Source organism: Cobetia sp. BL01, from assembly GCF_056493605.1.
The window spans coordinates 116,293-143,140 of record NZ_JBVBEE010000004.1 but is presented as its reverse complement, the minus strand read 5'-3'; the positions used below and the strand labels follow the sequence as shown (position 1 = coordinate 143,140).

Annotated in this window: 17 protein-coding genes and 9 tRNA genes; 10 read left to right on the top strand and 16 right to left on the bottom strand. The window is 61.9% G+C overall.

Annotated features, from left to right (window positions below; genetic code table 11):
* Positions 1 to 225: 225 nt before the first annotated feature.
* Positions 226 to 981, bottom strand: coding sequence for a 23S rRNA (guanosine(2251)-2'-O)-methyltransferase RlmB (gene rlmB, locus ACZYGA_RS09345; RefSeq protein ID WP_240704295.1), 756 nt, complete (start codon positions 979 to 981; stop codon positions 226 to 228).
* Positions 982 to 1,321: 340 nt separating this feature from the next.
* Positions 1,322 to 4,039 (bottom strand): ribonuclease R, encoded by a 2,718-nt coding sequence (gene rnr, locus ACZYGA_RS09340; protein ID WP_479398993.1) that lies wholly within the window; start codon positions 4,037 to 4,039, stop codon positions 1,322 to 1,324.
* Between the two features lie 352 nt (positions 4,040 to 4,391).
* Between rnr and ACZYGA_RS09335 the strand changes: the two genes are divergently transcribed.
* The 4 genes from ACZYGA_RS09335 to ACZYGA_RS09320 all read left to right on the top strand — a co-directional run bounded on the left by ACZYGA_RS09335 (position 4,392) and on the right by ACZYGA_RS09320 (position 5,005).
* Positions 4,392 to 4,478: transfer RNA gene (locus ACZYGA_RS09335), tRNA-Leu, on the top strand.
* A 124-nt stretch (positions 4,479 to 4,602) separates the two neighbouring features.
* Positions 4,603 to 4,689: transfer RNA gene (locus ACZYGA_RS09330), tRNA-Leu, on the top strand.
* A gap of 42 nt (positions 4,690 to 4,731) precedes the next feature.
* Positions 4,732 to 4,818 (top strand) — tRNA-Leu (locus ACZYGA_RS09325).
* Between the two features lie 100 nt (positions 4,819 to 4,918).
* A tRNA-Leu gene (locus ACZYGA_RS09320) sits at positions 4,919 to 5,005 on the top strand.
* Between the two features lie 282 nt (positions 5,006 to 5,287).
* Here the strand turns inward: ACZYGA_RS09320 and ACZYGA_RS09315 are convergent.
* On the bottom strand, positions 5,288 to 6,154 hold the full coding sequence (locus tag ACZYGA_RS09315) for a DNA/RNA non-specific endonuclease (protein ID WP_255304467.1): 867 nt from the start codon (positions 6,152 to 6,154) through the stop codon (positions 5,288 to 5,290).
* A 454-nt stretch (positions 6,155 to 6,608) separates the two neighbouring features.
* Here ACZYGA_RS09315 and ACZYGA_RS09310 point away from each other — a divergent pair, with 454 nt between their 5' ends.
* On the top strand, positions 6,609 to 6,926 hold the full coding sequence (locus tag ACZYGA_RS09310) for a high-potential iron-sulfur protein (protein ID WP_077378804.1): 318 nt from the start codon (positions 6,609 to 6,611) through the stop codon (positions 6,924 to 6,926).
* Between the two features lie 93 nt (positions 6,927 to 7,019).
* Here ACZYGA_RS09310 and ACZYGA_RS09305 read toward each other — a convergent pair whose 3' ends face one another.
* The 6 genes from ACZYGA_RS09305 to ACZYGA_RS09280 form a co-directional block, all read right to left on the bottom strand.
* Positions 7,020 to 8,594, bottom strand: a complete 1,575-nt coding sequence (locus ACZYGA_RS09305; RefSeq protein ID WP_479398991.1) for a SpoVR family protein — start codon at positions 8,592 to 8,594, stop codon at positions 7,020 to 7,022.
* A gap of 46 nt (positions 8,595 to 8,640) precedes the next feature.
* A complete protein-coding gene (locus tag ACZYGA_RS09300; protein ID WP_084209411.1) occupies positions 8,641 to 9,924 on the bottom strand; it encodes a YeaH/YhbH family protein in 1,284 nt (427 codons plus the stop codon).
* Positions 9,925 to 10,021: 97 nt separating this feature from the next.
* Positions 10,022 to 11,944, bottom strand: coding sequence for a PrkA family serine protein kinase (locus tag ACZYGA_RS09295; RefSeq protein WP_077378796.1), 1,923 nt, complete (start codon positions 11,942 to 11,944; stop codon positions 10,022 to 10,024).
* A 680-nt stretch (positions 11,945 to 12,624) separates the two neighbouring features.
* Positions 12,625 to 13,665, bottom strand: coding sequence for a threonine aldolase family protein (locus tag ACZYGA_RS09290; protein WP_103751481.1), 1,041 nt, complete (start codon positions 13,663 to 13,665; stop codon positions 12,625 to 12,627).
* Positions 13,666 to 13,876: 211 nt separating this feature from the next.
* The gene (locus tag ACZYGA_RS09285; RefSeq protein WP_479398990.1) at positions 13,877 to 14,992 is read right to left on the bottom strand and encodes a 1-aminocyclopropane-1-carboxylate deaminase/D-cysteine desulfhydrase; all 1,116 of its coding nucleotides are present in this window, start codon (positions 14,990 to 14,992) and stop codon (positions 13,877 to 13,879) included.
* Positions 14,993 to 15,210: 218 nt separating this feature from the next.
* Positions 15,211 to 17,238: an FAD-dependent oxidoreductase gene (locus ACZYGA_RS09280; RefSeq protein WP_479398988.1), complete on the bottom strand. Its 2,028-nt coding sequence runs from the start codon at positions 17,236 to 17,238 to the stop codon at positions 15,211 to 15,213.
* Positions 17,239 to 17,556: 318 nt separating this feature from the next.
* Between ACZYGA_RS09280 and ACZYGA_RS09275 the strand changes: the two genes are divergently transcribed.
* Positions 17,557 to 18,672, top strand: coding sequence for an AraC family transcriptional regulator (locus tag ACZYGA_RS09275; protein WP_271302347.1), 1,116 nt, complete (start codon positions 17,557 to 17,559; stop codon positions 18,670 to 18,672).
* 166 nt (positions 18,673 to 18,838) lie between these two features.
* Here the strand turns inward: ACZYGA_RS09275 and ACZYGA_RS09270 are convergent.
* From ACZYGA_RS09270 to ACZYGA_RS09245, 6 genes are all read right to left on the bottom strand, one after another.
* A tRNA-Asp gene (locus tag ACZYGA_RS09270) sits at positions 18,839 to 18,915 on the bottom strand.
* A 4-nt stretch (positions 18,916 to 18,919) separates the two neighbouring features.
* Positions 18,920 to 18,996: transfer RNA gene (locus ACZYGA_RS09265), tRNA-Val, on the bottom strand.
* Between the two features lie 50 nt (positions 18,997 to 19,046).
* Positions 19,047 to 19,123: transfer RNA gene (locus tag ACZYGA_RS09260), tRNA-Asp, on the bottom strand.
* 40 nt (positions 19,124 to 19,163) lie between these two features.
* A tRNA-Asp gene (locus ACZYGA_RS09255) sits at positions 19,164 to 19,240 on the bottom strand.
* Between the two features lie 77 nt (positions 19,241 to 19,317).
* A tRNA-Val gene (locus ACZYGA_RS09250) sits at positions 19,318 to 19,393 on the bottom strand.
* Positions 19,394 to 19,607: 214 nt separating this feature from the next.
* Complete coding sequence (locus ACZYGA_RS09245; protein ID WP_479398986.1) at positions 19,608 to 20,438, bottom strand: alpha/beta family hydrolase; 831 nt, start codon at positions 20,436 to 20,438, stop codon at positions 19,608 to 19,610.
* A 150-nt stretch (positions 20,439 to 20,588) separates the two neighbouring features.
* Between ACZYGA_RS09245 and ACZYGA_RS09240 the strand changes: the two genes are divergently transcribed.
* The 4 genes from ACZYGA_RS09240 (at position 20,589) to fnr (ending at position 24,065) form a co-directional block, all read left to right on the top strand.
* Entirely contained in the window at positions 20,589 to 22,028 is a 1,440-nt protein-coding gene (locus ACZYGA_RS09240) for a cbb3-type cytochrome c oxidase subunit I (RefSeq protein ID WP_479398984.1), read from the top strand.
* A complete protein-coding gene (locus ACZYGA_RS09235) occupies positions 22,025 to 22,684 on the top strand; it encodes a cbb3-type cytochrome c oxidase subunit II (RefSeq protein WP_479398982.1) in 660 nt (219 codons plus the stop codon). Before ACZYGA_RS09240 ends, ACZYGA_RS09235 begins: the two co-directional genes overlap by 4 nt.
* The gene (locus ACZYGA_RS09230) at positions 22,681 to 22,959 is read left to right on the top strand and encodes a hypothetical protein (RefSeq protein ID WP_084209417.1); all 279 of its coding nucleotides are present in this window, start codon (positions 22,681 to 22,683) and stop codon (positions 22,957 to 22,959) included. The genes ACZYGA_RS09235 and ACZYGA_RS09230 overlap by 4 nt, the downstream gene beginning before the upstream one ends.
* A gap of 356 nt (positions 22,960 to 23,315) precedes the next feature.
* The gene (gene fnr, locus ACZYGA_RS09225; RefSeq protein WP_077378772.1) at positions 23,316 to 24,065 is read left to right on the top strand and encodes a fumarate/nitrate reduction transcriptional regulator Fnr; all 750 of its coding nucleotides are present in this window, start codon (positions 23,316 to 23,318) and stop codon (positions 24,063 to 24,065) included.
* A 98-nt stretch (positions 24,066 to 24,163) separates the two neighbouring features.
* On the opposite strand, the gene ACZYGA_RS09220 is transcribed toward fnr, so the two are convergent.
* On the bottom strand, positions 24,164 to 26,662 hold the full coding sequence (locus ACZYGA_RS09220; RefSeq protein ID WP_479398980.1) for a fatty acid cis/trans isomerase: 2,499 nt from the start codon (positions 26,660 to 26,662) through the stop codon (positions 24,164 to 24,166).
* Positions 26,663 to 26,848 lie beyond the last annotated feature (186 nt).

Sequence of the window (26,848 nt, the reverse complement as noted above, 5' to 3'; positions counted from 1 at the left end):
GCGCGTCTCGGGCCGGGAAGCAAGGAGTGGAGTGATTACTACGGTTGTGTCATTCGGGCTCGAAAGCCACGTACAACGCGCGCGGGCGAGGACAGGTGCCCCCATGCCGCGCATTCACTGCAGACTGCACTTCACAGAACCGCAGTATTGTAGAGAGGTGTCAAGGGCTTGGCAAGCGACACGTCGCGAGGCACGCCTCATGCCCTGACACCCCCATTCTCGCTGTCAGCCGTTGCGGCGCTGACGAACGGCTTCAAACAGGCAGATACCGGCCGCGACCGAGACATTCAGACTCGAGACACTGCCCGCCATCGGCAGCTTAATCAGGCTGTCGCAGTGCTCGCGCGTCAGGCGACGCATGCCCTTGCCCTCAGCGCCCATCACGATGGCCACCGGCCCGGTGAAATCGGCCTCGAAGGCCATGGCCTCGGCTTCGCCAGCCGTACCCAGCACCCAGACACCGGCTTCCTTCATGGCATCCAGCGTGCGGGCCAGGTTGGTGACCTGATAGACCGGCACCACTTCCGCTGCCCCACAGGCGACCTTGCGCACGGTCGCGTTCAGGGAGGCGGACTTGTCCTTGGGCACGATGACACCATGGGCACCGGCGGCATCGGCGCTGCGCAGACAGGCCCCGAGGTTGTGCGGATCCGTGACCGAATCCAGCACCAGAAACAGCGGCGCTTCCTCATGGGACCAGCCATCGAGGCGCAGCTTGAGGCCAGTCTCGTTCTCGGTGGCGAGCGGCGCGCACAGAGCGACCAGCCCCTGATGGGCACCACCGCCGGTGGACAGCGCATCCAGCTCCTCACGCGCCTTCAAGGTGACGCGTGAACCGGCGGCACGCGCCTGCTCGACGATCTCGTTCAGACGCAGCTCGGCCTCGCCTGCCTGCACCCACAGCTCGCTCGGCGCGCGGCCGCGTGCCAGCAAGGCTTCCACGGCGTGCACACCATAGACGGCTTCCAGGCCACCGGGGATCTTCGGTGCGCCAGTGCGAGCGCCACCTCTGCGGGCCCCGCCACGTTCCTGGCGCTGAGCGCCACCACGCTCCCCCCTTGAGTGCTCGCCTCGAGAGTGCTCACTTCGAGAATGGCTACCGCGCTCGCCGGCGGGCTTGCCGCGGCCGGGCTTGCGCCCCTTGTCCTGACTCATAGTGCCTTCCTGCCTGATGGCCCTGACAGGGCCCTGTCACTTGGACGGAAACTGAGCTGTCGCCATGGCGACAGCCATGAAATCCTGCGAACTCACGGCCGTGCAACGCATCAGCCCCGACCATGGCCGGGGCTGATGAATGCTGCGCGGTGAATCTTGCCGGCGGTCAGCTGCGGCCGTTGCCGCGACGCCCGCGAGAGCGGGAGCCGCGCTTGCGCGACGGATCATCCTTGCCAGCGGCACCCATCGGCGCGACTGCCGCGAACGGACTGTCAGCAGATTCCGGACCGCTCGGCACCGCCGGGCGCGCCGCTGCCGGAGACTCAGGCGCGGACGGACGCTCATTGCCGGTGGAGGGCTTGCGCTCGCCGCGACCGGAACGCTCATCACGCTCGCTGCGCGGCTTGCGGGCAGGACTCTCCTGCGCAGGCGTCTCGGACGCTCCGTCCGTACCGCCACCCTGGCCTTCCTGACTGACTTCGTCCGTCAGGGACTTGAGGCGCTCGCGCTCACGCTTGCCGGGACGACCCTTAGGGGCAGATTCCTTGCCGGAGGCTGCACCGCTCTTGCCGCTTGCGGGCTTGTCAGCATCACGCTCGCTGCTGCGTGCCTTGCGCGGCTTGCGCTTGGGACGCGGCGTCGGGTCACTGAGCATGAAGTCGATCTTGCGCTCATCCATGTCGACGCGAGCCACCTGGACGGTGACGCCATCGCCGAGACCATAGCTGACGCCGGCACGCTCACCCTTGAGACGATGCTTCTCGGCCTCGTAGTGGTAGTAGTCGGACGGCAGCGAGGAGATGTGCAGCAGACCTTCGACGTAGTAGGCATCCAGACGCACGAACAGGCCGAACTGGGTGACCGCCGCGACGGTACCCTCCAGCACTTCACCGACCTTGTCCTTCATGAACTCGCACTTAAGCCAGTCGTTGACGTCACGCGTCGCCTCATCGGCGCGGCGCTCGGTCATCGAGCAGTGCTCACCCAGCTCGAGCATCTGCTCGAAGGTGTACGGGCACCATTTGGTCGGACGCTCGGTCACGGCATCTTCGGCGCGCAGCACGGTGTCGGTCTTGCGCGGACCACGGATGACGGAACGGATCGCACGGTGCACCAGCAGATCGGGATAACGACGGATCGGCGAGGTGAAGTGGGCGTAGGCATCGTAGGCCAGACCGAAGTGACCTTCGTTCTGCGGCGAGTAGACCGCCTGGGTCATGCTGCGCAGCATCACGGTCTGGATGATGTCGAGGTCCGGGCGCTCGGCGATCGAGGCACGCAGTGCCTGGAAGTCCTTCGGCTGTGGCTCATCGCCACCTTCCAGCGTCAGACCCAGCTCACCCAGGAAGGCGCGCAGGTTGTTGAGACGCTCAGGTGCCGGCTGCTTGTGGACACGATAGAGGGCCGGCAGATCGTGCAGGTCCAGGAAGCGCGCCGTGGCGACGTTGGCCGCCAGCATGCATTCCTCGATGAGCTTGTGCGCGTCATTGCGCGTACGCGGCACGATCTGTTCGATCTTGCGCTCATCGTTGAACAGGATCTGCGTCTCGGTGGTCTCGAAGTCGATGGCACCACGCTTGTCGCGCGCCTTGCGCAGCACACCGTACAGCGCGTGCAGGTTGTGCAGCGACGGCAGCAGTTCATTGTACTGCTGACACAGTGCCTGACCTTCCTCACTTTCCGGGTCCGTCAGCATGGTGCCGACCTTCTCGTAGGTCAGGCGCGCATGGGAACGGATCACGGCTTCGAAGAAGCGGTAGTCGAGCATCTCGCCATCGGCGGCGGAAATGGTCAGCTCACAGACCAGCGTCAGACGATCGACATGCGGGTTTAGCGAGCACAGACCATTGGAGAGCAGCTCCGGCAGCATCGGCACGACCTGACCCGGGAAATAGACCGAGTTGCCGCGCACGTAGCCTTCCTGATCCAGCGGGCTGCCGCCACGCACGTAATGCGATACATCGGCGATGGCGACCAGCAGCTTCCAGTTGCCGTTGTCGTCCTGCCAGGCGCAGACGGCGTCATCGAAGTCCTTCGCGTCTTCGCCATCGATGGTGACCAGTGGCGTCTCGCGCAGGTCGATACGCCCCTTCTTGTCCTCTTCCAGCACTTCGGCGGAGATGGTCGAGATCTGATCCTCGACTTCCGGCGGGAATTCGCTGGGGATGTCATGCGAGCGGATCGCGATGTCGATCTCCATGCCCGGGTCCATGCGCTCACCGAGCACCTCGACCACTTCCCCCACCGGCTGCACGCGTGTCGCGGGCTGCTGGGTAATGCGCACGGACACCACCTGACCGTCCTTGGCACCATTGGCCACACGGTTGGGGATGATCACTTCCTGCGCGATGCGCGAATTCTCCGGAATCAGTACCCCGAAGTCCGGCTCGGATTGGCGATAGATGCCGACGAGCGTCTGGGTATTGTGAGCCAGCACCTCGACGATGGTGACTTCATCACGACCACGGCGATCACGGCCGCTGACGCGCGCCAGCACCTGATCACCATGGAAGACGCGACGCATCTGGCGCGGCGGCACGGCAAGATCCGGCTTGACGCCATCTTCGCGCGCCAGGAAACCGAAACCATCGCGATGGCCGACGATACGGCCACGGATCAGGTCCAGCTTGTCGATCAGTGCATAGGCACCACGACGATTGCGCAGCACCTGGCCATCACGCTCCATGGCATTGAGGCGACGGCGCACGGCTTCCTGCTGCTCGTCGTCCTCGAAACCGAGCATGCGGCTCATGTTCTCGTGGGTAATGGGCTTGCCATACTCTTCCAGCTTGTCGAGAAGATACTCGCGACTGGGGATGGGCTTGTCGTACTTATGGGCTTCGCGTTCCGCGTGCGGGTCGTCGCTGAGCGTCCATTGGGTCATTAATCAGGATTCCTTGACGATGAATTCGAGACGGGCAGCGGGCGCGGCACGGAATGACTGGTTGTCTCTCATGCGCGCATTATAGCCCCTACCATTGGGCCGACCCAACCATTCCCCAACCTTCCGACTCCCGGAAGCTCGTCAGAGTGATGCAGGAGGCCTCATTTCATGGCTTTCTTTCATGGCTTTGCCAAGCGCTTGTTTTTCCATCGGGTCTTCCAAAGCTTGCACCATCTCGAAGTTCCGGCCAGCAAGGCAGACGACCGAAATGCGTCATGCAGCCCCTGACGTCACAAATAAAACAGAAACCTCTTGCATTCCCTCAGAAGATCCGTATTATTCGGCACCACTTGCCCAGATGGCGGAATTGGTAGACGCGCTAGCTTCAGGTGCTAGTGTCCGTATGGACGTGGAGGTTCAAGTCCTCTTCTGGGCACCAATTTCAGGTTTCATGTTGACGTGACACACGTTAGGATGGATACCGGAAAACGGGTAAAGCATTCAAGTTTCAACAACTTGGACTGCTGATCCGGGTCCTTGGACCAAAACGAGTTCTGATGTCTGCCCAGGTGGCGGAATTGGTAGACGCGCTAGCTTCAGGTGCTAGTATCCGTAAGGATGTGGAGGTTCAAGTCCTCTCCTGGGCACCACGGACGTCAGACTCACGATGAACGACCCCTGTATCGCGCTTCGCCCAGATGGCGGAATTGGTAGACGCGCTAGCTTCAGGTGCTAGTATCCGTAAGGATGTGGAGGTTCAAGTCCTCTTCTGGGCACCACGATGCGCACTCGAACAGGGAACATGGTATCCACTACCAAGGATGTCATGATCGTTCCGCTGCAAGGTTCTGCTCTTGAGACTTCAGCACACAACTTGATGCCCAGATGGCGGAATTGGTAGACGCGCTAGCTTCAGGTGCTAGTGTCCGTATGGACGTGGAGGTTCAAGTCCTCTTCTGGGCACCATCAAGTTGTCATCCGATGTACTTTCTCGCAGCGCCCGCTGCTCACATCGCGATACTCTCCCCCTGCTATCAGCTTCATTGCTTTATCCAGACCTGCAGCGCTCTGCGTTGTCTTTCGCGTGCTCCCAGAAACACAGCCCCCCCGACGCCTGCTGACTTGTCCACACCCGCTTCCACTGCCTGGCCTGTGGATGGATTTCCTGCGACTGCGCGACGAATATCCCCGGACGCATCCTTCTGCACGACCCATTGCCTCCCCTGCGCCATCAGAGTCATCAGACACTCAATAGCGTGACGGGATGCGACTGAAACTCTCGACCTGCCATCCATCACGACGTACCGAGGCTTCTAGGCGCTGCTCGATATCGTCCGGCAACTCGTGGAAGAAATCGAAACCGGTGAGAGATTCGATTCTATCGATGCTGACCAGAAAGCGATCCAATGGCTCATCCCCTCTTACCTGCTGAGGAAAGAGAAACGCCAGGGCGCGAGGCGCCTGCCGAGCAGTGCCGGGCGAGACGATGATCTTGTAGAAACCATCCGGAATCTCGATCAGATTCGGCAGACGCTCGATCTCTCCCGTGAAGACCGGGCCTGCGGTGATCCACAGCGCCTCTTCCCGCGGCAGAATCCTGTCCATGATGGCCGCCTCGAGTCGCTGCCACAGCTTGCGATTGAGCGCCGGTGTCTGTGGCGAGATATTGGTCATGCGAAACGTCTGATGCTGGGCCTTGACCCCGTAGATCTTGCCGATGGCGTAATTGGGCGCCAGGTGTCCGCGGTCGTAGCCACTGTTGCGATAGCTGTCCGGCGTGACGGGCCATAGCGAGCGCCAGTCGCGCTCGAACTCGTCAGGACGCTCCCCTAGCCGCGACCCCTGGGTATTCTCGAGACGCCATGTCACCCATAACGGGTTGGCGCGCAGATCCGACCACCCCACCAGATAGGCATCGCTGCGCAAGCCACGCGCCAGCGTCTTCCAGTCAAGTTCACGTGCCTCAGGCACTCCCTGCCAGGCGTAGAACTGCTGGTAATCACGCTCCTGCCACCACCACAGCCCACCTCCCACCAGCGCGAATGCCACGCTGACGCCAAACCCTCGCCACAGCTTGCGACCGGCCGAGCGAATATCATCCATCACATCCAGCATCCCGCCATTTCCTTCTTGTCGTTGCCATTGCCTCGGCAAGGCATGCGCTCGTCATTCCGTCACGACCCGCAAGCCGCAGCAACTTCATTCACGTTCTACCGTAGCATTCCATCATGCCAGAGTTCCGTTCGCGAGGCTGACGGCCGCCCCAACTCAAGCCACAATAAGCAGGCAGCACTTGCTTCATGCACCATCAGCGAGCAGATATCCACGAGGGGGATCATCCCGACGGCGGATACCGCAGAATCTGACCGCATGATCAGTATCTGGCATGCCACCTGCATCTTCCCGTACCAGGATGCTTGCGACCAGCCGCGCCACACAGAGCGCTCATCAAGACGCCCGTGGCACGAGTGACACTGCAACGATCGACATGAAAGCGCCTCCTGACAGGCGAGCCGTGACCGCAGCACATCCCACCGGCTGTGCTCCAACGATGAGAAGGAATCTGACCATGGCTGATCAAAGCCGTCGTAACTTCATGCGCAACAGCCTGCTGGGGCTTGCCGCCCTGCCATTGGGTGCTGCCGTGCTCTCGCCGCGCGCCCTTGCCGCCGACCTGCCCCCACTGGATACCGACAACCCGCAGGCAAAGGCGCTCCACTATGTGGAAGATGCCAGCGAAGCCAGTGATCACCCCGCCTTCAAGCCCGGCTCCGACTGCACCAACTGCATGTTCTACAAGCCGGAGAACAAGGGCTGCCAGCTATTCCCCAGCAATAGCGTGGCACCCGAAGGCTGGTGCCAGTCCTGGACCAAGCGCCCGGCATGATACCGGTGTCGCCTCGGACCTGATACGAGAAGACCGCCTCGGGAACCAATCCCGAGGCGGTCTTTTTCATGGCTGTATTACCGGGACCAGACCTCAGCTCGCAGTGGAGCCGGAAGCATCCTCCGGCAACGGCCATTGGTAGCGGCGCGCGATCTCATCCTGCTCCAGTGATTCGAGATGCACCGGGAACCCCCACAACTGATGCAGATAGCGCATCACGGGATAGACGCTGCGTGACAGCGGGCGACGATCATCCTGGACATGGCGCAGCGTCAGCGAGCGATCTCCCCGGATATTCGCGGCCCACACCTGGATGTTCGGCTCGCGATGGCTGAGCGCATATTGCACCGACAGCGCCTCTCGAATGCGCTTGTAGCCTCGACTATCGTGAATGGCATCGATGAGAAGATGCTCATCACAGTCGTCATCCACCAGCGAGAACAGCTTAAGATCACGGATCACCTTGGGCGACAGGAACTGCTGGATGAAGGACTCGTCCTTGAAGTTGCGCATTGCGAAATGCACCGTCTCCAACCAGTCACTGCCGGCGATGTCGGGGAACCACTCACGGTCCTCGTCGTCAGGATTCTCGCAGATGCGCTTGATGTCCATGAACATCGCGAAGCCCAGCGCATAGGGGTTGATGCCATTGTAATGCGGGTGATCGAAGCCCGGCTGCTGCACCACCGAGGTGTGCGACTGCAGGAACTCGAGAATCACCCCCTCGCCGATCAGCTGCTCATCATAGAGTTGATTCATGATGGTGTAGTGCCAGAAGCATGCCCAGCCTTCGTTCATTACCTGGGTCTGGCGCTGCGGGTAGAAGTATTGCGCCAGCTTGCGCACGATACGCACCAGCTCCCGCTGCCAGGGCTCCAGCAACGGTGCATTCTTCTCGATGAAGTAGAGCAGGTTCTCCTGAGGCTCCGGCGGGTAGCGACCACGACGATGCAGACCCAGTGGGTCGTTGACCTCATCGATCAACTCATCCTCCTCCTCGGCCTGCGGAATGGTGGTCCACAGCGCATTCACCTGAGCCTGCAGATAGGCCTCACGCTCCTGCTGACGTTGGATCTCCTCTTCCGGCGAGATGGGCGAGGGACGCTTGTAGCGATCGACGCCATAATTCTGGAGCGCATGACAGGCGTCCAGCAGCTGCTCGACCGCATCGACACCATGGCGCTCCTCGCATTCGGACACGTACTTCCGGGCGAAGACGAGGTAATCGATGATCGCCGAGGCATCCGTCCAGGCACGAAACAGGTAATTGCCCTTGAAGAAGCTGTTGTGGCCATAACAGGCATGCGCCATGACCAGAATCTGCATCATCAGGGTGTTCTCTTCCATGAGATAGGCGATGCAGGGATCGGAATTGATCACCAGCTCATAGGCCAGTCCCATCTGTCCGCGCCGATAGGCCTGCTCCACCGAGAGAAACTGCTTGCCGAACGACCAATGGTGATAGCCCACCGGCATGCCGATGCTGGCATAGGCATCCATCATCTGTTCGGAAGTGATGACTTCAATCTGATTGGGGTAGATATCCAGCCGATACTGCGCAGCGATACGCGCGATCTCGTGCTCGAAATGCTCCAGAAGCTCGAAGGTCCAATCGGAGCCACTGGCCGGTTGCTGATTTTCCAGTCGATTATCACGTCTCTGGCTCATGGGGCCTCCCGGCCCGGCAGATGGCCGGGCGCGTCACATGATGCGATCAGGCGCTGATGCGGCGCTTGAACAGCTCTCGAAATACCGGGTAGATATCGCCCGCCTCGACAATCTGCTGCATGGCGAAACGATCCGGAAATTCGGCTTCGACTCGCTCATATTCTTCCCACAATGCCTGGTGTGCATGCGGGGTGATCTCCACGTAGGCGTAATATTGCAGACGCGGCATCAGCTTCTTGATCATCAGCTCGCGACAATTGGTGGAATCGTCATCCCAGTTGTCACCATCGGACGCCTGGGCCACGTAGAGATTCCATTCACCCGCCGGATAGCGGGATTCGATCACTTCATCCAGCAAGGTCAGAGCACTGGAGACGATGGTGCCGCCGGTCTCTCGGGAGTAGAAGAACTCTTCCTCATCCACCTCCTTGGCGGCGGTGTGGTGGCGAATGAACACCAGCTCGACCTTCTCGTAGTTGCGTTCCAGAAACAGATAGAGCAACAGGAAGAAGCGCTTGCCGATATCCTTGTGCGCCTGGGTCATCGACCCCGAGACATCCATCACGCAGAACATCACTGCCTTGTTGGACGGCATCGGCTGATTGATGAGGTGGTTGTAGCGCAGATCATAGGTATCGAGAAACGGCACCGCCTTGAGGCGCGCTTCAAGACGCTCGATTTCCGCCTTGAGCTCGGCAATGCGCACCTTGTTGCGCAGCACCGGATCCTTGCGCTCCTCAAGCTCCAGCGCGTCAGTGGCCTCCTTCAGCGCCCGCTTGATGGGGGATCGCATGGCGATACGCCGCGCCTGGGCTGAACGCATCGAGCGCACGATATTGATCCTGGCGGGAGTGCCATCGCGAGCGATGCCCGCCCGCACCGGACGTACTTCATCCATGTCCGCGATCTGCTTGCGCTCCAGATGCGGAAGCTCCAGACCATCGAACACGAATTCGAGAAACTCCTCGCGCGACAGGGTGAAGGCAAAATCATCCTCGCCCTCGCCCTGGTTGGAGGCCTGACCTTCTCCGCTGCCGCCACCGCCGCCGCCGCCACTCGGGCGGCGCATGCGATCACCTTCCACGAACTCCTTGTTGCCCGGGTTGATGACACGCCGCTTGCCGCCTTGGCCATGCTGGAAGACCGGCTCCGAGATATCGCGAGTCGGAATGGAGACTTCCTCGCCACGCTCCATGTCGGTGATGGAGCGCCGATTGACGGCATCCTCCACCGCCCGTTTGATATGGCTGCGGTAGCGCCGGATGAAGCGCTGGCGATTCACCGCACTCTTGTTGCGCGCATTGCTGCGTCGATCAATGAAGTAACTCATTCGCCCTCCTTGCCGGCCTCGCGTTCAGCGAAAGACCGGATGGCAAGTGCCGGCGGCAATCACGCCCGCCGGCAGGCCTGTCGTCAGTTGGCAGGGCTTACTGCGACTTGCGCACTCGCAGATACCACTCGGACAGCAGACGCACCTGCTTCTCGGTATATCCGCGATCCACCATGCGCGCCACGAAATCCTCATGCTTGCGCTGATCCGATGCCGATGCCTTGGCATTGAAGGAGATGACCGGCAGCAACTCTTCGGTATTGGCGAACATCTTCTTCTCGATCACCGCACGCAGCTTCTCGTAGGACTGCCAGCCCGGATTCATCCCGTTGTTCTGCGCGCGAGCGCGCAGCACGAAGTTGACCACTTCATGACGGAAGTCCTTGGGATTGGAGATGCCCGCTGGCTTCTCGATCTTCTCCAGCTCCTCATTGAGCGACTGACGATTGAGCAGCTCGCCAGTCTCGGGGTCACGGTATTCCTGGTCCTGAATCCAGAAATCAGCGTAGGTCACGTAACGATCGAAGATGTTCTGGCCATACTCGGAGTAGGACTCGAGATAGGCGGTCTGGATCTCCTTGCCGATGAAATCGACATAACGTGGGGCCAGATACTCCTTAATGAAGCGCAGGTAACGCTCGTGGGTCTCCTTGGGCAGCTGCTCCTGCTCGAGGCGCTGCTCCAGCACATAGAGCAGGTGCACCGGGTTGGCAGCCACCTCGCTGGCATCGAAGTTGAAGACCTTGGAGAGGATCTTGAAGGCAAAGCGCGTGGACAGACCATCCATGCCCTCATCGACCCCCGCACTGTCACGGTACTCCTGGATCGACTTGGCGCGAGGGTCGGTATCCTTGAGGTTCTCGCCATCATAGATGCGCATCTTGGAATAGATACTGGAGTTCTCAGGTTCCTGCAGGCGCGACAGCACGATGAACTGGGACAGCATGCGCAAGGTGTCGGGCGCACAGGGCGCATGATTGAGCGACGAGTGCTCCAGCAGCTTGGCGTAGATCTTCACCTCCTCCGAGGCTCGCAGGCAGTAGGGCACCTTGACGATGAACACGCGGTCCAGGAAGGCCTCGTTGTTGCGATTGTTGCGGAAGGCCTGCCACTCGCTCTCATTGGAGTGCGCCAGCACCACGCCATCGAAGGGAATCGCCCCCATGCCTTCGGTGGGGTTGTAGTTGCCTTCCTGAGTCGCGGTCAGCAGCGGGTGAAGCACCTTGATCGGCGCCTTGAACATCTCGACGAATTCCATCAACCCCTGGTTGGCCTTGCACAGCCCGCCGGAGAAGCTGTAGGCATCCGGATCATCCTGGGCATAGAGCTCAAGCTGACGGATATCGACCTTGCCGACCAGCGCGGAAATGTCCTGGTTGTTGTCATCGCCCGGCTCCGTCTTGGAGATGGCGATCTGGTTCAGGCGGGATGGGTAGAGCTTGACGACACGGAACTGACTGAGATCTCCGCCATATTCCTTGAGACGCTTGGCCGCCCAGGGCGACATGGCGCTGCGCATGCAGCGGCGCGGGATGCCATATTCCTTCTCGAGCACCTCGCCATCCTCTTCCAGCGAGAACAGCCCCAGCGGCGACTCGTATACCGGTGACCCCTTGATGGCATAGAAGGGAATCTGCTCCATCAACAGCTTGAGTCGTTCGGCCAGCGATGACTTGCCGCCGCCGACTGGCCCCAGCAGATAGAGAATCTGCTTGCGCTCCTCAAGCCCCTGAGCCGCATGACGGAAGTAGGACACGATCTGCTCGATGGCCTCCTCCATGCCATAGAACTCAGCGAAGCTGGGGTAGCGTCGAATCAGCTTGTTGGAAAAAATCCGGGAAAGACTGGGATCCTTGGCGGTATCGATGACCTCCGGTTCACCGATGGCCGCCAGCATTCTCTCGGCAGCGCTGGCGTAGGCAGAACGATCCTGCCGACATAACTCCAGGTACTCCTGGAGACTCATCTCTTCTTGCTGGACCCGCTCGTAGCGGCTCTGCACGTGATCGAAGATGCTCATGGAAGCCTCCTTGTCGCGACTCGGGGTCGCTGGGACCATCGCCGGGGCCACTCCTGTACGATGACAGTGGTACCAGGTCACTTGATGCCCCGCGCTGCTGGCGCTCAGGTGACTGCCTCGGCGTGTTTATCAGCATAGATCGATATAGGTAGCGAGTGTCCAATACATGGACCCACCGCATTCAACGAACTTTCGCCACCCGAATGGACAACCTCGTCCCTGCATGACAAGCGCGATCTGGAACGAGGCAGGAGTGACGCCTCCTCGAGCGCACCGTTGCGCAAGAATTGCCTCGCCTCGTGGCCGTTGAAGCCCCTCCTCCTGAAAGGCACCATGTCTGCCACGTCGCACTGCAGCACACGTTCAGAATAGGGACAGAGCGGCGAGTCTCGCCAGCCAGTCCTTGCACATATCCGGCCCCACGAGGTGTCGCCAGCGACTCGATGGCGACCCGAAGGCGAATCGATGACATGCGAAACCGCCGACGCGGGCGGCCACGAGGCGACTGCTGACAGAAGCCTTGGCCGTAGCGATCACTGACCTTGTCACACCCCCGCAAGGGCATGGACGCGTCGCAACGTCCTGAAAAATCTTCATGAAAAAAAAGCCCATCGGATGGCCGATGGGCTTTTTTCACTTTTCAGCACACGCTACGAGAGTGTCACTCTCAGCTCCCTTTCTTACAGGGCACTCTGGATATCAGAAAGCAGAGCATCCAGAAGATCCGTACTGGTATTCCAGGAACATACGAAGCGTGCGCCACCTGCGCCGATGAAGGTGTAGAAGGTCCAGCCACGCTCACGCAGCGCCGTCAGCACATGCTCGGGGAAGCTGGCAAAGACGCTGTTGGCCTCACAGGGAAACAGCAGTTCGATGCCGTCCAATGCCTCGAGTCGCTCGGCCAGATACTGCGCCATGGTGTTGGCATGACGTGCGTTGTCCAGCCAGACGTCATTCTCGAGCAGCCCCATCCACGGCGCGGCGATGAAACGCATCTTGGAGGCAAGCTGACCGGCCTGCTTGCAGCGATAGTCGAAGTCACGGGCCTGCTCGCGATCAAAGAATATCACCGCCTCCCCCATCGCCAGCCCATTCTTGGTACCGGAGAAGCACAGCACGTCCACGCCGGCCTTCCAGGTAAGCTCGGCCGGAGAGACACCCAGCGAGGCACAGGCATTGGCAAAGCGCGCGCCGTCCATGTGGATCTGAAGATCATGACGGTCGGCCACTTCACGAATCGCCTGAAGCTCTTCCAGGCTATAGACGGTGCCGACTTCGGTGCACTGGGTCAGCGAGATGACACGCGGACGCGGATAATGGATATCACTGCGCTTGGTGACCAGTCGCTCGATGCCTTCAGGCGTCAGCTTGCCATTCGGACCCGGCGCATTGAGCAGCTTGGAGCCATTGGAGAAGAACTCCGGCCCTCCGCATTCGTCAGTCTCGATATGGGCCAGTTCATGGCAGATGACGCTGTGATAGGACTGACACAGATGCGCCAGCGACAGGGAATTCGCCGCCGTGCCATTGAAGACGAAGAATACCTCGCACTCGGTCTCGAACAGCTGACGGAAGCTGTCCGTCACCTGTTGAGTCCAGCGGTCGTTGCCATAGGCGAGATCATCATCCTGATTGGCTCGCATCATGTATGCCATCGCCTCGGGGCAGATACCGGACGTGTTGTCACTGGCCAGAAAACGTGATGTACAGGTGTCATCGATGTCAGTGGCCGCGAAGCGGGTCGTGGCGAGGGCGTCAGTCGTCATGGGAGTATCCAGAGCAGAGCAAGGGGTCACCTTGCCCGATGAAACGAACGCGGTACCCAGGATGGCAGGCACCACAGTAGAAATCCCATCATAACAGCGCTGCATGCCGCCGCCAGCCATGATCCGACGCGACCATCACGACGGGACGGCCATGCAGGAAAATCCCTCAGGCAGCATCGAGAGCCGGGAACCCTCTGCGCCCCTGCAGACCGCCCGTATGCAGAACCCGTACACGAGTCCCGGGGGCGATCATCCCGTTGGCGAGGTGGTGGGCCAGTGAGGCAAACAACTTGCCGGTATACACCGGCTCGACCTGCAACCCGGTCTCGGCCTCGAATCGTTGGATGAAGTCGATCAACCAGGCGGGTGCCTTGGCGAAGCCGCCCGCCTGCGCTCCCAACCACAGCCCCCACTCCGGTGTCTTCTGCTCACTGCCGCCGCTCCGGGCCAGCAGACGACGCACACGGTGATAGAGCTGATCTCCGTGATTCATGGTCGGGACGCCAATCACACGCAGACCATCACGCTCCCCCAGCGCGCTCAGAACACCCGCCAGCGTGGTCCCGCTGCCGCAGGCCATCAGTACCAGCTGGGGCGCCGGCTCTCCGTTGCAAGGTGTCACCAGCGCCTGTGCCAACGGCTCGAGCCCCGCCACCCCCTCCACGCTGCCCCCACCTTCCGGCACCCACAGCGCATCACTGAAGCGGGCAGAGAACCCGGGCTGGTCGCGCTGTTTGTATTCCGCCCGTGAGATGAAGTTCAGGTGCATGCCGTTGGCCATGGCATCCTTCAGCGTCGGCGTCAGCGGAGCTTCCGGATGCCCACGCACCAGGCCATGCGTCGCCACCCCCAGACGCGCCCCGGCAGCCGCCAGAGCATGCAGGTGATTCGACCAGCCGCCGCCACAGCTGATGATGCCTCGCCCCTCGCTGAGCGCTCGCGCCAGTGGCAAGCGCAGCTTCCATGCCTTGTTGCCGGATATCTCGGCATCCAGGGTATCGGCCCGCAGGCATTCGACCACCACCCCAGCCTCGCGGGCCACGCGCCAGTCAAGGCGCTCCACCCGTGGCAGGGTGAACAGCTCGAGCAGTGCTTCCAGGCCGCCCCCTGCCGATGAGGAGTCGGCCTCGAGCGAGGCGATCGGCGAGGCCGTGACCGTCGCTGAAGACGCGACAGCAGCAGGAGAGGAGAGCGCACCTTGAGGCGCGGACAGGACCGTGGCGCCATCCGGCGGCAGAGTCTCGTCGGTGGATTGGCGAGAAGCGGCTGCGTGCGATGACATGAGCGAGTCCCATCGTGGTGATGCGCCGTGAGAACGGCAGAAGGCGGAGAGACGACAAGGCCATCACGGCCGTCATTGTCACGCAGACACGACGGCCGTGATGGCCACTCTCAGTCTAGGCAGAGCTTCGGCTCAACTCAACGCTGAATATCCCCATCTCGCCGACACTCGCTCCGCCACGAAAGGCGCCCCGGCCAGCCGAGACTCCCGGGAGCGGGCTAGAGGGCTGCGGCCGCCATGGTGCCCTGCGCGATGGCGCGCTTGGCATCCAGCTCAGCGGCTTCATCGGCGCCACCGATGATGTGCAGCTCGTTCCCTGCCGCCTCCAGGGGCGCCTTGAGCTCCAGCACCGACTCCTGGCCGGCACACAGCACGATACTGTCGAGCGCCAGATGCTGGACCTTGCCATCAATGCTGACGGTCATCCCCTCGGCATCGATGGACTGATAATCGCAGCCCGCCACCATCTTGACTCCGCGCTGCTTGAGGGTGGCCCGGTGCACCCAGCCGGTCGTCTTGCCCAGATGCTTGCCCGGCTTGGAGGTCTTGCGCTGCAACAGCCATACCTCACGAGGGCTCTCGCCGGGCGTCGGTGTCTTGAGGCCGCCGGCGGTGCTGACCGAGAGATCCACCCCCCACTCCTCGCACCACAGTTCGCCGTCCAGCGAGGGTGACGGCTCACGATGCGTCATCAACTCCGCCACATCGAACCCGATGCCTCCCGCACCGACCAGCGCCACACGTCGCCCCACTCGCTCCGGAGCACGAATCGCCTCGCCATAACTGAGCACCTGGCCACGCGAGATGCCCTCCTCGATACCGGGAATCGCGGGCGTACGCGCACGCACGCCACTGGCCAGGATCACGGCATCGAACGCTGCCAGCATCTCCGCGGTGGCACGCGTATTGAGCCGAACCTCGACACCATTGCGTGCCAGCGCCTCGTTGAAGTAGCGCAGTGTCTCGTCAAACTCCTCCTTGCCCGGAATGCGGCGCGCGAAATTGAACTGCCCGCCGACTTCCGCCTGCGCCTCGAACAGCACCACCTCATGACCACGCTCTGCCGCGGTGACGGCCGCCGACAGACCTGCTGGACCACCTCCGACCACGGCGACACGCCGCACGCGGCGGGCAGGCTCGATCACCATCTCGGTCTCGTGGCAGGCTCGCGGGTTGACCAGACACGAGGTCAGCTTCATCTGGAAGGTGTGATCAAGACACGCCTGGTTGCAGGCGATGCAGGTGTTGATGATCGCGGCATCATCCGCCTGCGCCTTGCTGACCCACGCCGGGTCAGCGAGGAACGGACGCGCCATCGACACCATGTCGGCATGCCCCTCCGCCAGTACCGACTCGGCCACGTCCGGCATGTTGATGCGATTGGTGGTGATCAGCGGCAGACTGAGCTCCGCCTTCATGCGCTGGGTCAGTCCGGTGAAGACGGCACGCGGCACACTGGTGACGATGGTGGGCACTCGTGCCTCATGCCAGCCGATCCCGGTATTGATGAGGCTGGCACCGGCCGCCTCGATGGCCTTGCCCAACGCGACCACCTCGCTCCAGGTGCTGCCCTCATCGACAAGATCCAGCATCGACAGCCGATAGATGATCAGGAAATCCTCACCCAGCGCCGCGCGGATGCCCGCGACGATCTCCACCGCCAGACGGATGCGATTCTCGAAGCTGCCACCGTATTCATCCTCACGCTGGTTGGTCCGTCGACAGATGAACTGGTTGATGAAGTAACCTTCGGACCCCATCACCTCGACACCGTCATAGCCCGCTTCGCGTGCCAGGGTGGCACAGCGCACATAATCCGCGATCTGGCCTTTCACTTCCTCGGTGCTCAGCGCCCGCGGCATGAAGGGGTTGATCGGGGCCTGAATGGCAGAAGGCGCGACCTGATCCGGAGAATAGGCATAGCGACCGGCATGCAGGATCTGCAGGCATATCCGCCCGTCCTCGGCATGCACGGCATCGGTCACTTCACGATGATGCTGCGCCTCCTGCGAGGTGGTCAGCTTGGCCGCCCCCTGCATGACCGCGCCCTCCGGGTTCGGGGCGATCCCTCCCGTGACGATCAGGGCGACACCATGACGGGCACGCTCGCGATAGAAGGCCGCCAGGCGCGTGAAGCCATTGGGAGCTTCCTCGAGCCCGGTATGCATCGACCCCATCAGCACGCGATTCTTCAGCGTGATGTGTCCCAGCTTCAGCGGACGGAAGATATTCGGATAGGCAGTCATGGCGCTTGCTCCTTGCCGTCGCACTGGCGTGGCCGTCAACCGGACCCTGGGACACCAGTACGCGGAACTCATCAGGTCGTCATTGTCATCTTGTCGCCTTGCGTTGCTCGTGCACGTTGGCGGTAGACACGTCAGGGCGACGCACACCCAAGGCAAACAGTCGTATGAATCTCGATACGCTCAGTGTAGTGCATCATCGCTTGCACTCAATGCGCCTGGAGGACACATTGATATCCTTGCAGGACATGCCCTGAGCAATATCCGGCCGACGGCAAGCCTCGCGCTTGTCTCCCCGACCTCTCGACACGAGCCAGCCCCATGCAATTAGGAGAAGTCTCGGTCAGCCTGGCGCACCTCGTTGCACGTGCCCTGGACGCGCGCAACGTGCACGCCGAGCCCATCATGCAGCCCTACACGGGCTGGCCGCTGCCGGACGACGGAGATGCCCGGATCGGCATCGCTCGCTACATGCGACTGGGCCATGCCGCCATCACTGCCAGCGGTGATGAACTGTTCGGCCTGGAGATGGCCGCTCAGATTCGCCCGGGAGACTTTCTGCTCCCCGGACTTGCGTGTGCCTGCGCCCCCACTCTGGCGGCAGGACTGACGTTGCTGTGCGAGGCTGAGGCACTTTACAGCGACAACAGTCGTGGGCATGGCCATTTCGAGCGCCAGGCCACCGGCGGCTGGCTGAACTTCTACTCCCTCGCTCCCTACAATGCCTACAACCGCTTCGTGGTCGACAGCGTGCTGGGAGGCTGGTGGCATCTGGCTCGCCAGCTGAGTGGCGATGCCTTGAGCGATGCATCGCTCGAGATCGATTACACGATCCCCCGCTCGCCGGAGGACAGCTCTCCGCTCACCCCCTCACCAGACGATATGCATGAGCAGACGGAGAAGCGCTGGCGCTGGCGATATGCCCGACGCCTGGGCCTGCCTGCGAGCCAGTTGCACTTCGCGACAGGGCGCAATCGGCTGTGGCTGCCAGACAGAGTATTGAACGCCCCTACCGTGCAGGCAGCACCGGTCGCCTTTGCCCAGCTTCGTCAACAGATCACGGAGCGACTGGAGAGCCGTCAGGGCCCTCATGACACGCTGTCACGCACACGACGTGCCATTGCCATGCGGCTTTCGGGGCGCGCACCCGGACGCGACGAGATCGCAGCGGCCCTCAATCTGCACCCGCGTACCCTGGCCAGACGACTCGCCGCCGAAGGCTGGCACTACGAGGGGCTGCTGGATGACACACGCCGCGCACTGGCCGAGCGTTATCTGCGTGACACCCATCTGAGCCTGAAGGAAATCAGCTGGGTACTGGGATTTGCCGGTCCGGAAAGCTTCCAGCACGCCTGCAAGCGTTGGCACGCCAAACCACCGGGCGCATGGCGCAGACAGCACCGCGCATCCAGCCGAACGGGTAGCTCACGGACCTGAAACACGAAGAAACGTCGAACGGGGGATGATGGGACGATGGGGCATCCAGAAGGAAGGCAACAGCGAGGAAGGCAACAACGAGGAAGGCAACAACGAGCATCTTGCTGGCCAGAAACGCGAAAACCCGAGCACGAGGGCTCGGGTTTCACGAATTCTGTAGATCGAGTGGCGGACTGGACGGGACTCGAACCCGCGACCTCCGGCGTGACAGGCCGGCATTCTAACCAACTGAACTACCAGTCCACATTGGTGGGTGATACTGGATTCGAACCAGTGACCCCAAGCATGTGAAGCTTGTGCTCTAACCAACTGAGCTAATCACCCAACACAGACGATCCTTGCTGCAAGCAGCGGTGACATCGCGTCATTCTGAATGGCGGACTGGACGGGACTCGAACCCGCGACCTCCGGCGTGACAGGCCGGCATTCTAACCAACTGAACTACCAGTCCATTCAGAACAACTCAACATCGGGCGCATGACAAACGGTAGTGGCGGACTGGACGGGACTCGAACCCGCGACCTCCGGCGTGACAGGCCGGCATTCTAACCAACTGAACTACCAGTCCACTGCAACGTTTGCTTCTGCTGACGAACCAGGCCATTTAATCAAGTAACGCTTTGATAAGCAATAACTTTTTTCAAATGGTGGGTGGTACTGGGTTCGAACCAGTGACCCCCAGCTTGTAAGGCTGGTGCTCTACCAACTGAGCTAACCACCCCTGTCTCGTTGGCGCTGCATTCTACGGAATCCGCCCCATGAGTCAATACTTTTTTTACAGGCAGTTTCAGAATGCTCCTCGACAGGGTCTTGATAAGACTGGATTTTCCCAGCACCACTCACCTGTAGCCCAGCAACCATCAGCATTGTGTCAACATTCTGACATCAGGATGCCACGAGGGAGAAAATTCGTGTCGCTCATGGATTGACACCCATCAGCGCAACGCAGGGTGTGCAAGGATCGCTGCCACCGCTGAGCGAATCAGTCCCTCACGCGTCTTGCCGCTCGCCTTGCGAGGCTTGAAATCATGCTCGCCATCCTCCAGCCAATGCAGGCTGATGGTGCATGGCAATCCGTAACCTTCGACTTCCTCGCAATGACCAAAGGGATCTCGCGTGCCCTGGCAGATCAGGCCCGGCGCATCAATTGCCGCCAGATGCTCGGTTCGCAGCGTGTCCGGCTTGCCGGTCGGGTGAAAGGGATAGCCCAGCGCATACCAGCCCAGGGGCGACATTCGACGTAGGCCTGATGAGGGGGCTGGCATGCCTCGCCCCTCCAGCTCCTGCAACACATGCGAGGCCACGCGACTCCCCATGGACTTGCCACCAAGCAATACCGGGCATGTCGCCAGAGACGCCCTGGCGGCAAGACTGGCGGCCAGCGCCTCATGCCAGCGCGTCATTTCCTCGATCAGCCCGGGCAGCCGCGGCGGCGGACGACGGCGTGCCTCGCAGCGCATCTTGACGAGGTAGGCGAAGTCGAATCCCAGCCATGCCGCCCCCTGGTGCACACAGGCCTTGCCGAACTGCTGATGGAAATCGGTCTCGCGTCCGGCGCCCGCCCCATGGGCATGCAGCAGAATCACCTGCCGAGGGCTGCCATGAATCTCCAGCGGACCGAACGAGGCCACCCAGCCTCGCCAGGGGCCGCGCGCCGCCAACGCCTCCTCTGACAGCTCCAGACGCTTTTCCAGCTCATCGGCGATGGCGTCAAAGGAAGCGACCTTGAAACCTTCCTCGGCGTAGGGGGTGGGAACGGCCGCCACATTGGACGCATCCCGATCTTCGTCCGATGATGAAGTGACAAGAGACACTCAGTGTCCTCCCTGGTAGCTGAAATGAATGCTGAATCGTCTCGTGAGTCGTGCTCTCTTCAGGAGAGCACATCGCTGTTCACTGCATGATGAGGTCATGACATGGGCACAGCACCTGATGGAGCAGGCGCCTCTCACGAGGTGATTCGCCAATTTGGCACGACGGCCATTCTTTCAGGCGCCGTCAGTCTATTGCTGGCGGCATGGCTGACCGCCGTGCAGTTGTGGCCAACCCTGGCCCCGCCCATCGCCTGGCTGAGCCATGGCCGTCTCGCCATTGTGCAACAGCATCTGCTGCTCTTCGGCCTCGGCGGCTCGGCATTGATTGCCAGCCTGTATTCACTGGTCAATCATGACACGCAAGCCCGGCCAGGCCAGCGGCGTCTCCAGCGGTTCACGCTGCAGGCCTGGCAGACGATTCTCGTGCTTGGCAGCATATCGATTGCCGCGGGCTTCGCGTCGGGGCATGGCCAATCCGAATATCCCTGGCCACTCAACCTGTTGATGCTGGCAGTGTGGATCGCGGTCGCGTGGCTCTTCCATGTCAACTGGAAGGCAGGACCGACAGCGCGCCTGCCCGTGGCTGGCTGGTGCTTCATTGGCTGTCTGGTGATGATACTGATGCAGCATACCCTGCTGTCACTGGCGGTGCCCCTGGGCCCGCTAACATCGTTACCCATGTTCTCAGGCAGTCTGGACGCGCTGCTGCAGAGCTGGCAGAAGGGAATGCTGCCCGGCGGCATGCTGGCACTGGGCTTCATTGCCATGGCGTATCAGGCACTCTCGGGACTGACCCGCCAGCCCCTTCACTCTCACCGTCTGGCCATCATCAGCTTCTGGCTGCTGGTATTGCTGCTGCCCTGGAGCGGCGCGGCGCTGCTGCATGCCAGCGCCCTGCCCCAGTGGAGCCAGGCGCTGGGAATGGCGATGGGGCTCCTGCTGCTGGCGCCGGGACTGGCCATTCCTCTCAACGGCCTGCTGACCCTCAAGGCGGACTGGCCCTCCCTGCGCCATCATCCTCAGACCTGCCTGCTCGGCGCGGCCCTGCTCTTTCTGGCCATCAGCGTGATGGAGCATGTGGCACTGTCCATCGCCCCGCTCAACGACATGACCTTCAGCGCCGCCGGCAGCCTCTCGCCGGCCGGCACACTGGGCGTCATCGGTCTGGTCAGCGTGCTCATGCTCTACCGTCTGCGGCTGCCTGAAGCACCCTCGGCGCTGATCATGACCCACGCCTGGCTGGCCATCGCCGGCACGTTGCTCTGCATCGCTGCCAGCTGGACCACCACCCTGCTGCAGGGCAGCCTGTGGCATGCCGTAGACGCAGAGGGACAACCGCTGCACTCCCTCGCCGACGTCCTGGCGGTGGCTCGCCCGCCGATGCTGATGACGCTGGTGGGGCTGAGTTGCTGGGCACTCGGCCTGCTGCTGATGGCAGCGTATCTCCTGCGCGCCTCCCGCCGTCCCATCACGCGCCCCTCTACCCAGCGCGCTCATCACCACATCGGGGATTCACACGCTCGGGGGAGGACACCGGCATGAGACACGTACTGCTCGAACGGCATCCGGGCCTGATGGTCGCGCTCTGCGTGATGGCGGCAAGTGTCGGCGCGCTGGCCCAGTTGCTGCCTCTGGGGTTTCAGGAGGCAGGGCAAGAAGTGACACCGCTGGATGCGCTGGCGCTGGAGGGACAGCGTCTTTACCTGCGGGAAGGCTGCCAGCAATGCCATACCCGAATGGTGCGGGATCTGCCGGGAGACCAGGCACGCCATGCAAGCCGGGACGCCGCCTCCCGCCACCTCATGGAGCGACCGGCCCTGTGGGGCAACGCTCGTCAAGGCCCTGACCTGAGCCGCCTCCCGGCGGAACATGATGAGGCCTGGCAACGCCTGCACCTGTACTCGCCGCGCCACAAGGTGGCGGATTCCAGCATGCCGGCCTACCCCTGGCTGTTCGAGCACGCCCTGAGCGGCGAGGGTGTCGCCGAGCGAATGCGGGCCCTGCAGGCGCTTGGCGTGCCCTACCGAGACGACGAGATCCTCGCGGCGCCCGCCCGGGTACGCGGCAAGGCCGAGGCGACCGCTCTGCTGGCCTATCTTCAACAGACGGATCCCCTTCGGCACTCATCCGCGACAATACCCGACCCGACAGGGGAGACACTCGCTACACTGACACTGACGACAGGAGCTGCACCATGAACCTGCTGGCAAACGTCGATCTGCCACTGTTCTGGCAGGCATGGATCAGCATGCTCACGCTGGGCAGCCTGGCCTTCTGCACGCTGTTGCTTGTCGGGCTTCGCTCGCGCAGCACCTCACCCGATGATGACCTGCAGGGAGATGGGCCAGGCGACGAACACCGCATTGACGGCACCCCTCAGCCGGACAGGCCGCTGCCGCTGGTCTGGAGTCTGCTGTTTCTGCTCACACTGCTGGTCAGCATGGGGCAGATCGTCATGTCCTTGAGTGGATGATGTCACCTGGCTCTCCCGAGTCGGATGAGGCAGGGCGTCGCAACCTGCCCCTTCGGGAGGTTCTGCGTCTAGAGTCATGCAGGACATCACGACACAATCAGAATTATCTAATATAATGCGCGCGATTCACGGAGCACTTCACATCCCGCCCCACAGGACGGGAACCCGTTCTGGGAAGTGCGCCTGACAGGTATCATTGACGGACAGCACCGACAGGCAGCAGCGACTCAGTCCATGAGGATGCTGCCTCTTCGTACAGGACCATGGAATCGCCCTGTACCAGGTGTCGCACCCGGACACCCCCACCCGAAACCCGCTCCCCACGAGTTTCGGCGTAATGCCCCAGGAGAGTCACCATGACGGCCCAGACAACGGCATCCCATCGATTGCGTGCGCATGAAGCACGCTGTCAGACCTGCTCGCTCAGCTCACTGTGTCTGCCGCTGGCACTGAACATGGAAGCCATCGACCAGTTCGACTCCATCATTCGGCGCCGCGCGCCGCTCAGAAAGGGCGAGGTTCTCTTCACCCAGGGCGAGCCCTTCGACTGCGTCTTCACGGTGCGCTCAGGCAGCCTGAAACAGATCAACACCGAGAACAGTGGCACGGAGCAGCTCACCGGTTTCTTCCTGCCCAGCGAGCTGGCTGGACTGGATGCCATCGACAGCAATGCCTACCCCGGCAGCGCCGTGGCACTCGAGACCACGACCGTGTGCGAGATTCCCTTCGATCGCCTCGATGCGCTTTCCGCCCAACTGCCGGAACTGCGCACCCAGCTGTTCAAGAGCCTGAGCAAGGAGCTGCATGAGGATCGTCGGATGATGATGCTGCTGTCGCGCAAGACGGCAGATGAGCGCCTGGCCAGCTTCCTGGTCAACCTCTCTCAGCGCTTCCGTCGCCGCGGCTATTCGCCATACAGTTTCCGTCTTTCCATGTCCCGCGCCGACATCGGCAATTACCTGGGACTGGCCGTGGAAACCATCAGCCGTATCCTGACGCGTTTCCAGGCTCAGGGGCTGGTGGATATCCAGGCCCGCGAGGTCCATATCCTGCACCTGGATGGCCTGATCGAGCTGGCAGAAGGAGAGTGTCAGGGCGGTCGCTGAACGCCCGTGATGCCATTTCTCTCACCACGAAGGCCCGCCACATCCTCATGTGGCGGGCCTTCGTGTTTTCCAGACAGCGCCAGGCGGCTCGGAGACGCTCAGCGATTCTGCAGACGGTTGTAATCCAGCAACCCGGCCTCGACGGGACGATCCGCATAATTGGCACGCAGCACGCTGTCCGAGAACTGCCAGAAGCGTGGATCGGTGCGCCGCACTCCGATATCGGCCATCAGCTGTCGATAGTCCGCCTCATCCTTGAGCACGGCGACCCGCCGTGCCAATCCCTGCAGCGACTCGGGTGTCAGATGCCAGAAGGCATTCGGATAATCCCCGGCCACGCCGCGCAGCACATCCAGCGTATCGCGTTCAGGACGCCGATTGGCTTCCTCGTCGAACAGACTGGTGATGTTGGCATGAGCCGAGTTGCGCAGCACGCTGAACAACTGTGGGTGCTCGCTTCCCTCCCGTTCCAGCGCAATGATGGTGACTTCCGGCAGCAGGCTGGCCGCCAGACCACTCACCTCGCTCAAGGCCTTCAATTCGCGGCGCACGGCATCATCCTCCAGCGTCTCCAGGCTACGCTCGTGGACAAGTTCCGGCGCCAGGCGCTCGCGCAGGCGGCGCATCAGCCCAATGCGCGCCTTCTCCGGTGAGGAAAGCTCTCCCGGTGTCCAGACGATATCGCTCGGGGCATCAAACTGGGGCGGCTTCTTGAACAGCAGCTTTTCCAGCCCAGAATCCACATCCTGATACCAGCTGTCATGCACTGCCTGACGCTCGCCGGCAGGCAGAAGCGCCAGCAGGTTGTTCTCGCCTTCCATGCGCAGGAAGTCCATGTACAGGCGCGTGGTCAGCTGGTGGCCGAGGTTGCCATAGACATCGAAGCCGGCCACCAGCAGGTAATGGATGCGCTCAAGCATCGGGTAATCGATCACCCAGGCCGTCTTGGGTACATTGCCGACCAGCCCTTTCATCACGGCAGCGTTGTCGAAGTGACGATAGACCGTCAGGGCGGCATTGGGGTTGTGATCGCCACCCTCGCCGCCTTGCCAGCCGCTGCCGTCCCACAACAGCTGCATGTCGAGACGCAGATTGCCGTCCTCGTAGGCCTGCATCATCAGCTTTTGCTTGGCCTGCAGATAGGCCTGCTGCTTGCGCTCGAACTTGATCCACGAGGAGATGGGCAATGCATTGCTGCTCTGCTCGGCAGGCAGGCTGAGATTCTCGCCCTCCCGTGCCAGGGTGCGCTCGACCTGCGGCAGGCTGAACAGTGATGGATCGGTGAAACTGACCCAGAAGTGGTCATTGATGACGTCCACGGCCACCTGGCCACGACAGACCGGCCCCTTGATGAAGCCCATGATGGTGTTCTGCGATTCATCCAGCATGAAGCGGTAACGTGACTCGGCAGGGATCGCCTCGAACGTCAGGAAGGGATTGGACGCCGTCTTGAGGTCATAGCCAGGCAGGTCATCCACCGTATAGTCCGGCGCGAGGAACAGCGACTGCCAGCGCTCCAGGCGCGCGTCACTCAGCGAATAGGGCAGATGATTCTTGGCCAGGATCGTCGAGCGCTCCTGCCATAGACGGTAATAGACGCGAGGGCGCCCGGCCTCGTCATGCGGCATGACGTCACGACCATCTCCGGGATAGGCGGCGTAGGGAGCGTCATAGGGGCGGCGCGAGGAGATGCGCTGGATGGGCTCGCCGGGCGGCGTACTGGAGCGCACCAGCGAGAAGAAGATCGGCCGGCCATTGGCTCCCTTGACCTCGGGGAAGTAGAGGTGCGTCAGGAACAGGTGCTCGTAGATGTAGCGACTCATCAGCCGCTGCTTGAGGCTGTCACCATTGAGGAAGGCTTCCACCTGCTGAATCCGTGGCACCAGGGCCTCAGACACCGGGCGCACCTTGGTCATCGGCGAGCCCTGCGCCAACCAGTTGACCAGCGTACGGTGCTCCTCATCACTGATCTGCGGCAGCGCATACGGCATGCCCCAGTCCGGGTGATCTTCCGCGAAGGCATCATAGCGCTCGATGGGCGCGCACACCTGACTGCGATTGAGCGACAGATCGAAGCGGTCTTCCGGCAGCAGGCCTTCCTCCGTCACCGGCAGGGGTTGCTTGCGCTTCTGGCTCAGCGAGCGGAACAGCACACTGCCTTCCAGATTGGCGAGCGCCGAGTCGTTGCGCTCGTTGAGCACCGGCGAGAAGTTCATGTCACGCCATTCAGCGGTGCTGTCGGCATCCTCGAACAGTCGCGTCAGATTGGCCGCCAGCAAGCGGGTGCCGTCATAGACAGGGGCGGGATTGATACCGCGGTCGATCCCGGCCGCCGAGGACATCTTGAGCTGGCACGGGGCGTCATAGCAGCCATGGCAGACCACGCAACGCGTCTCGAGGATCGGCTTGACCTCATCTTCCCAATGCCTCCCCGCCAGACTATCGCCGGACACGACGCGATCGCGTGGCTCGGGCGTCCCGAAACGCGCATCCAGCTGATGCACGGTGACGGCGCTACATCCTCCCAGCAACAGGATGACGAGGATGCTCCAGCGCCAGCGCGGGGTATGCCACAGGCGTCGAAGGGAGTTCAGCATGCAAGGCTCCATAAGCAGAGTACGAGACCGATGGACGGATCGGCCATGAGGCAGGCAGGGCTCGCTGCACACTGCTTCGACAGAGCACAGAAGACATGACAGGCACACAGTATGCCACGAGCAGAATAGCGTCTTTCAGAGGGTTTTCGCGCTCCCGGTCAAATTCTCGAGCCGCGGTGCATCCAC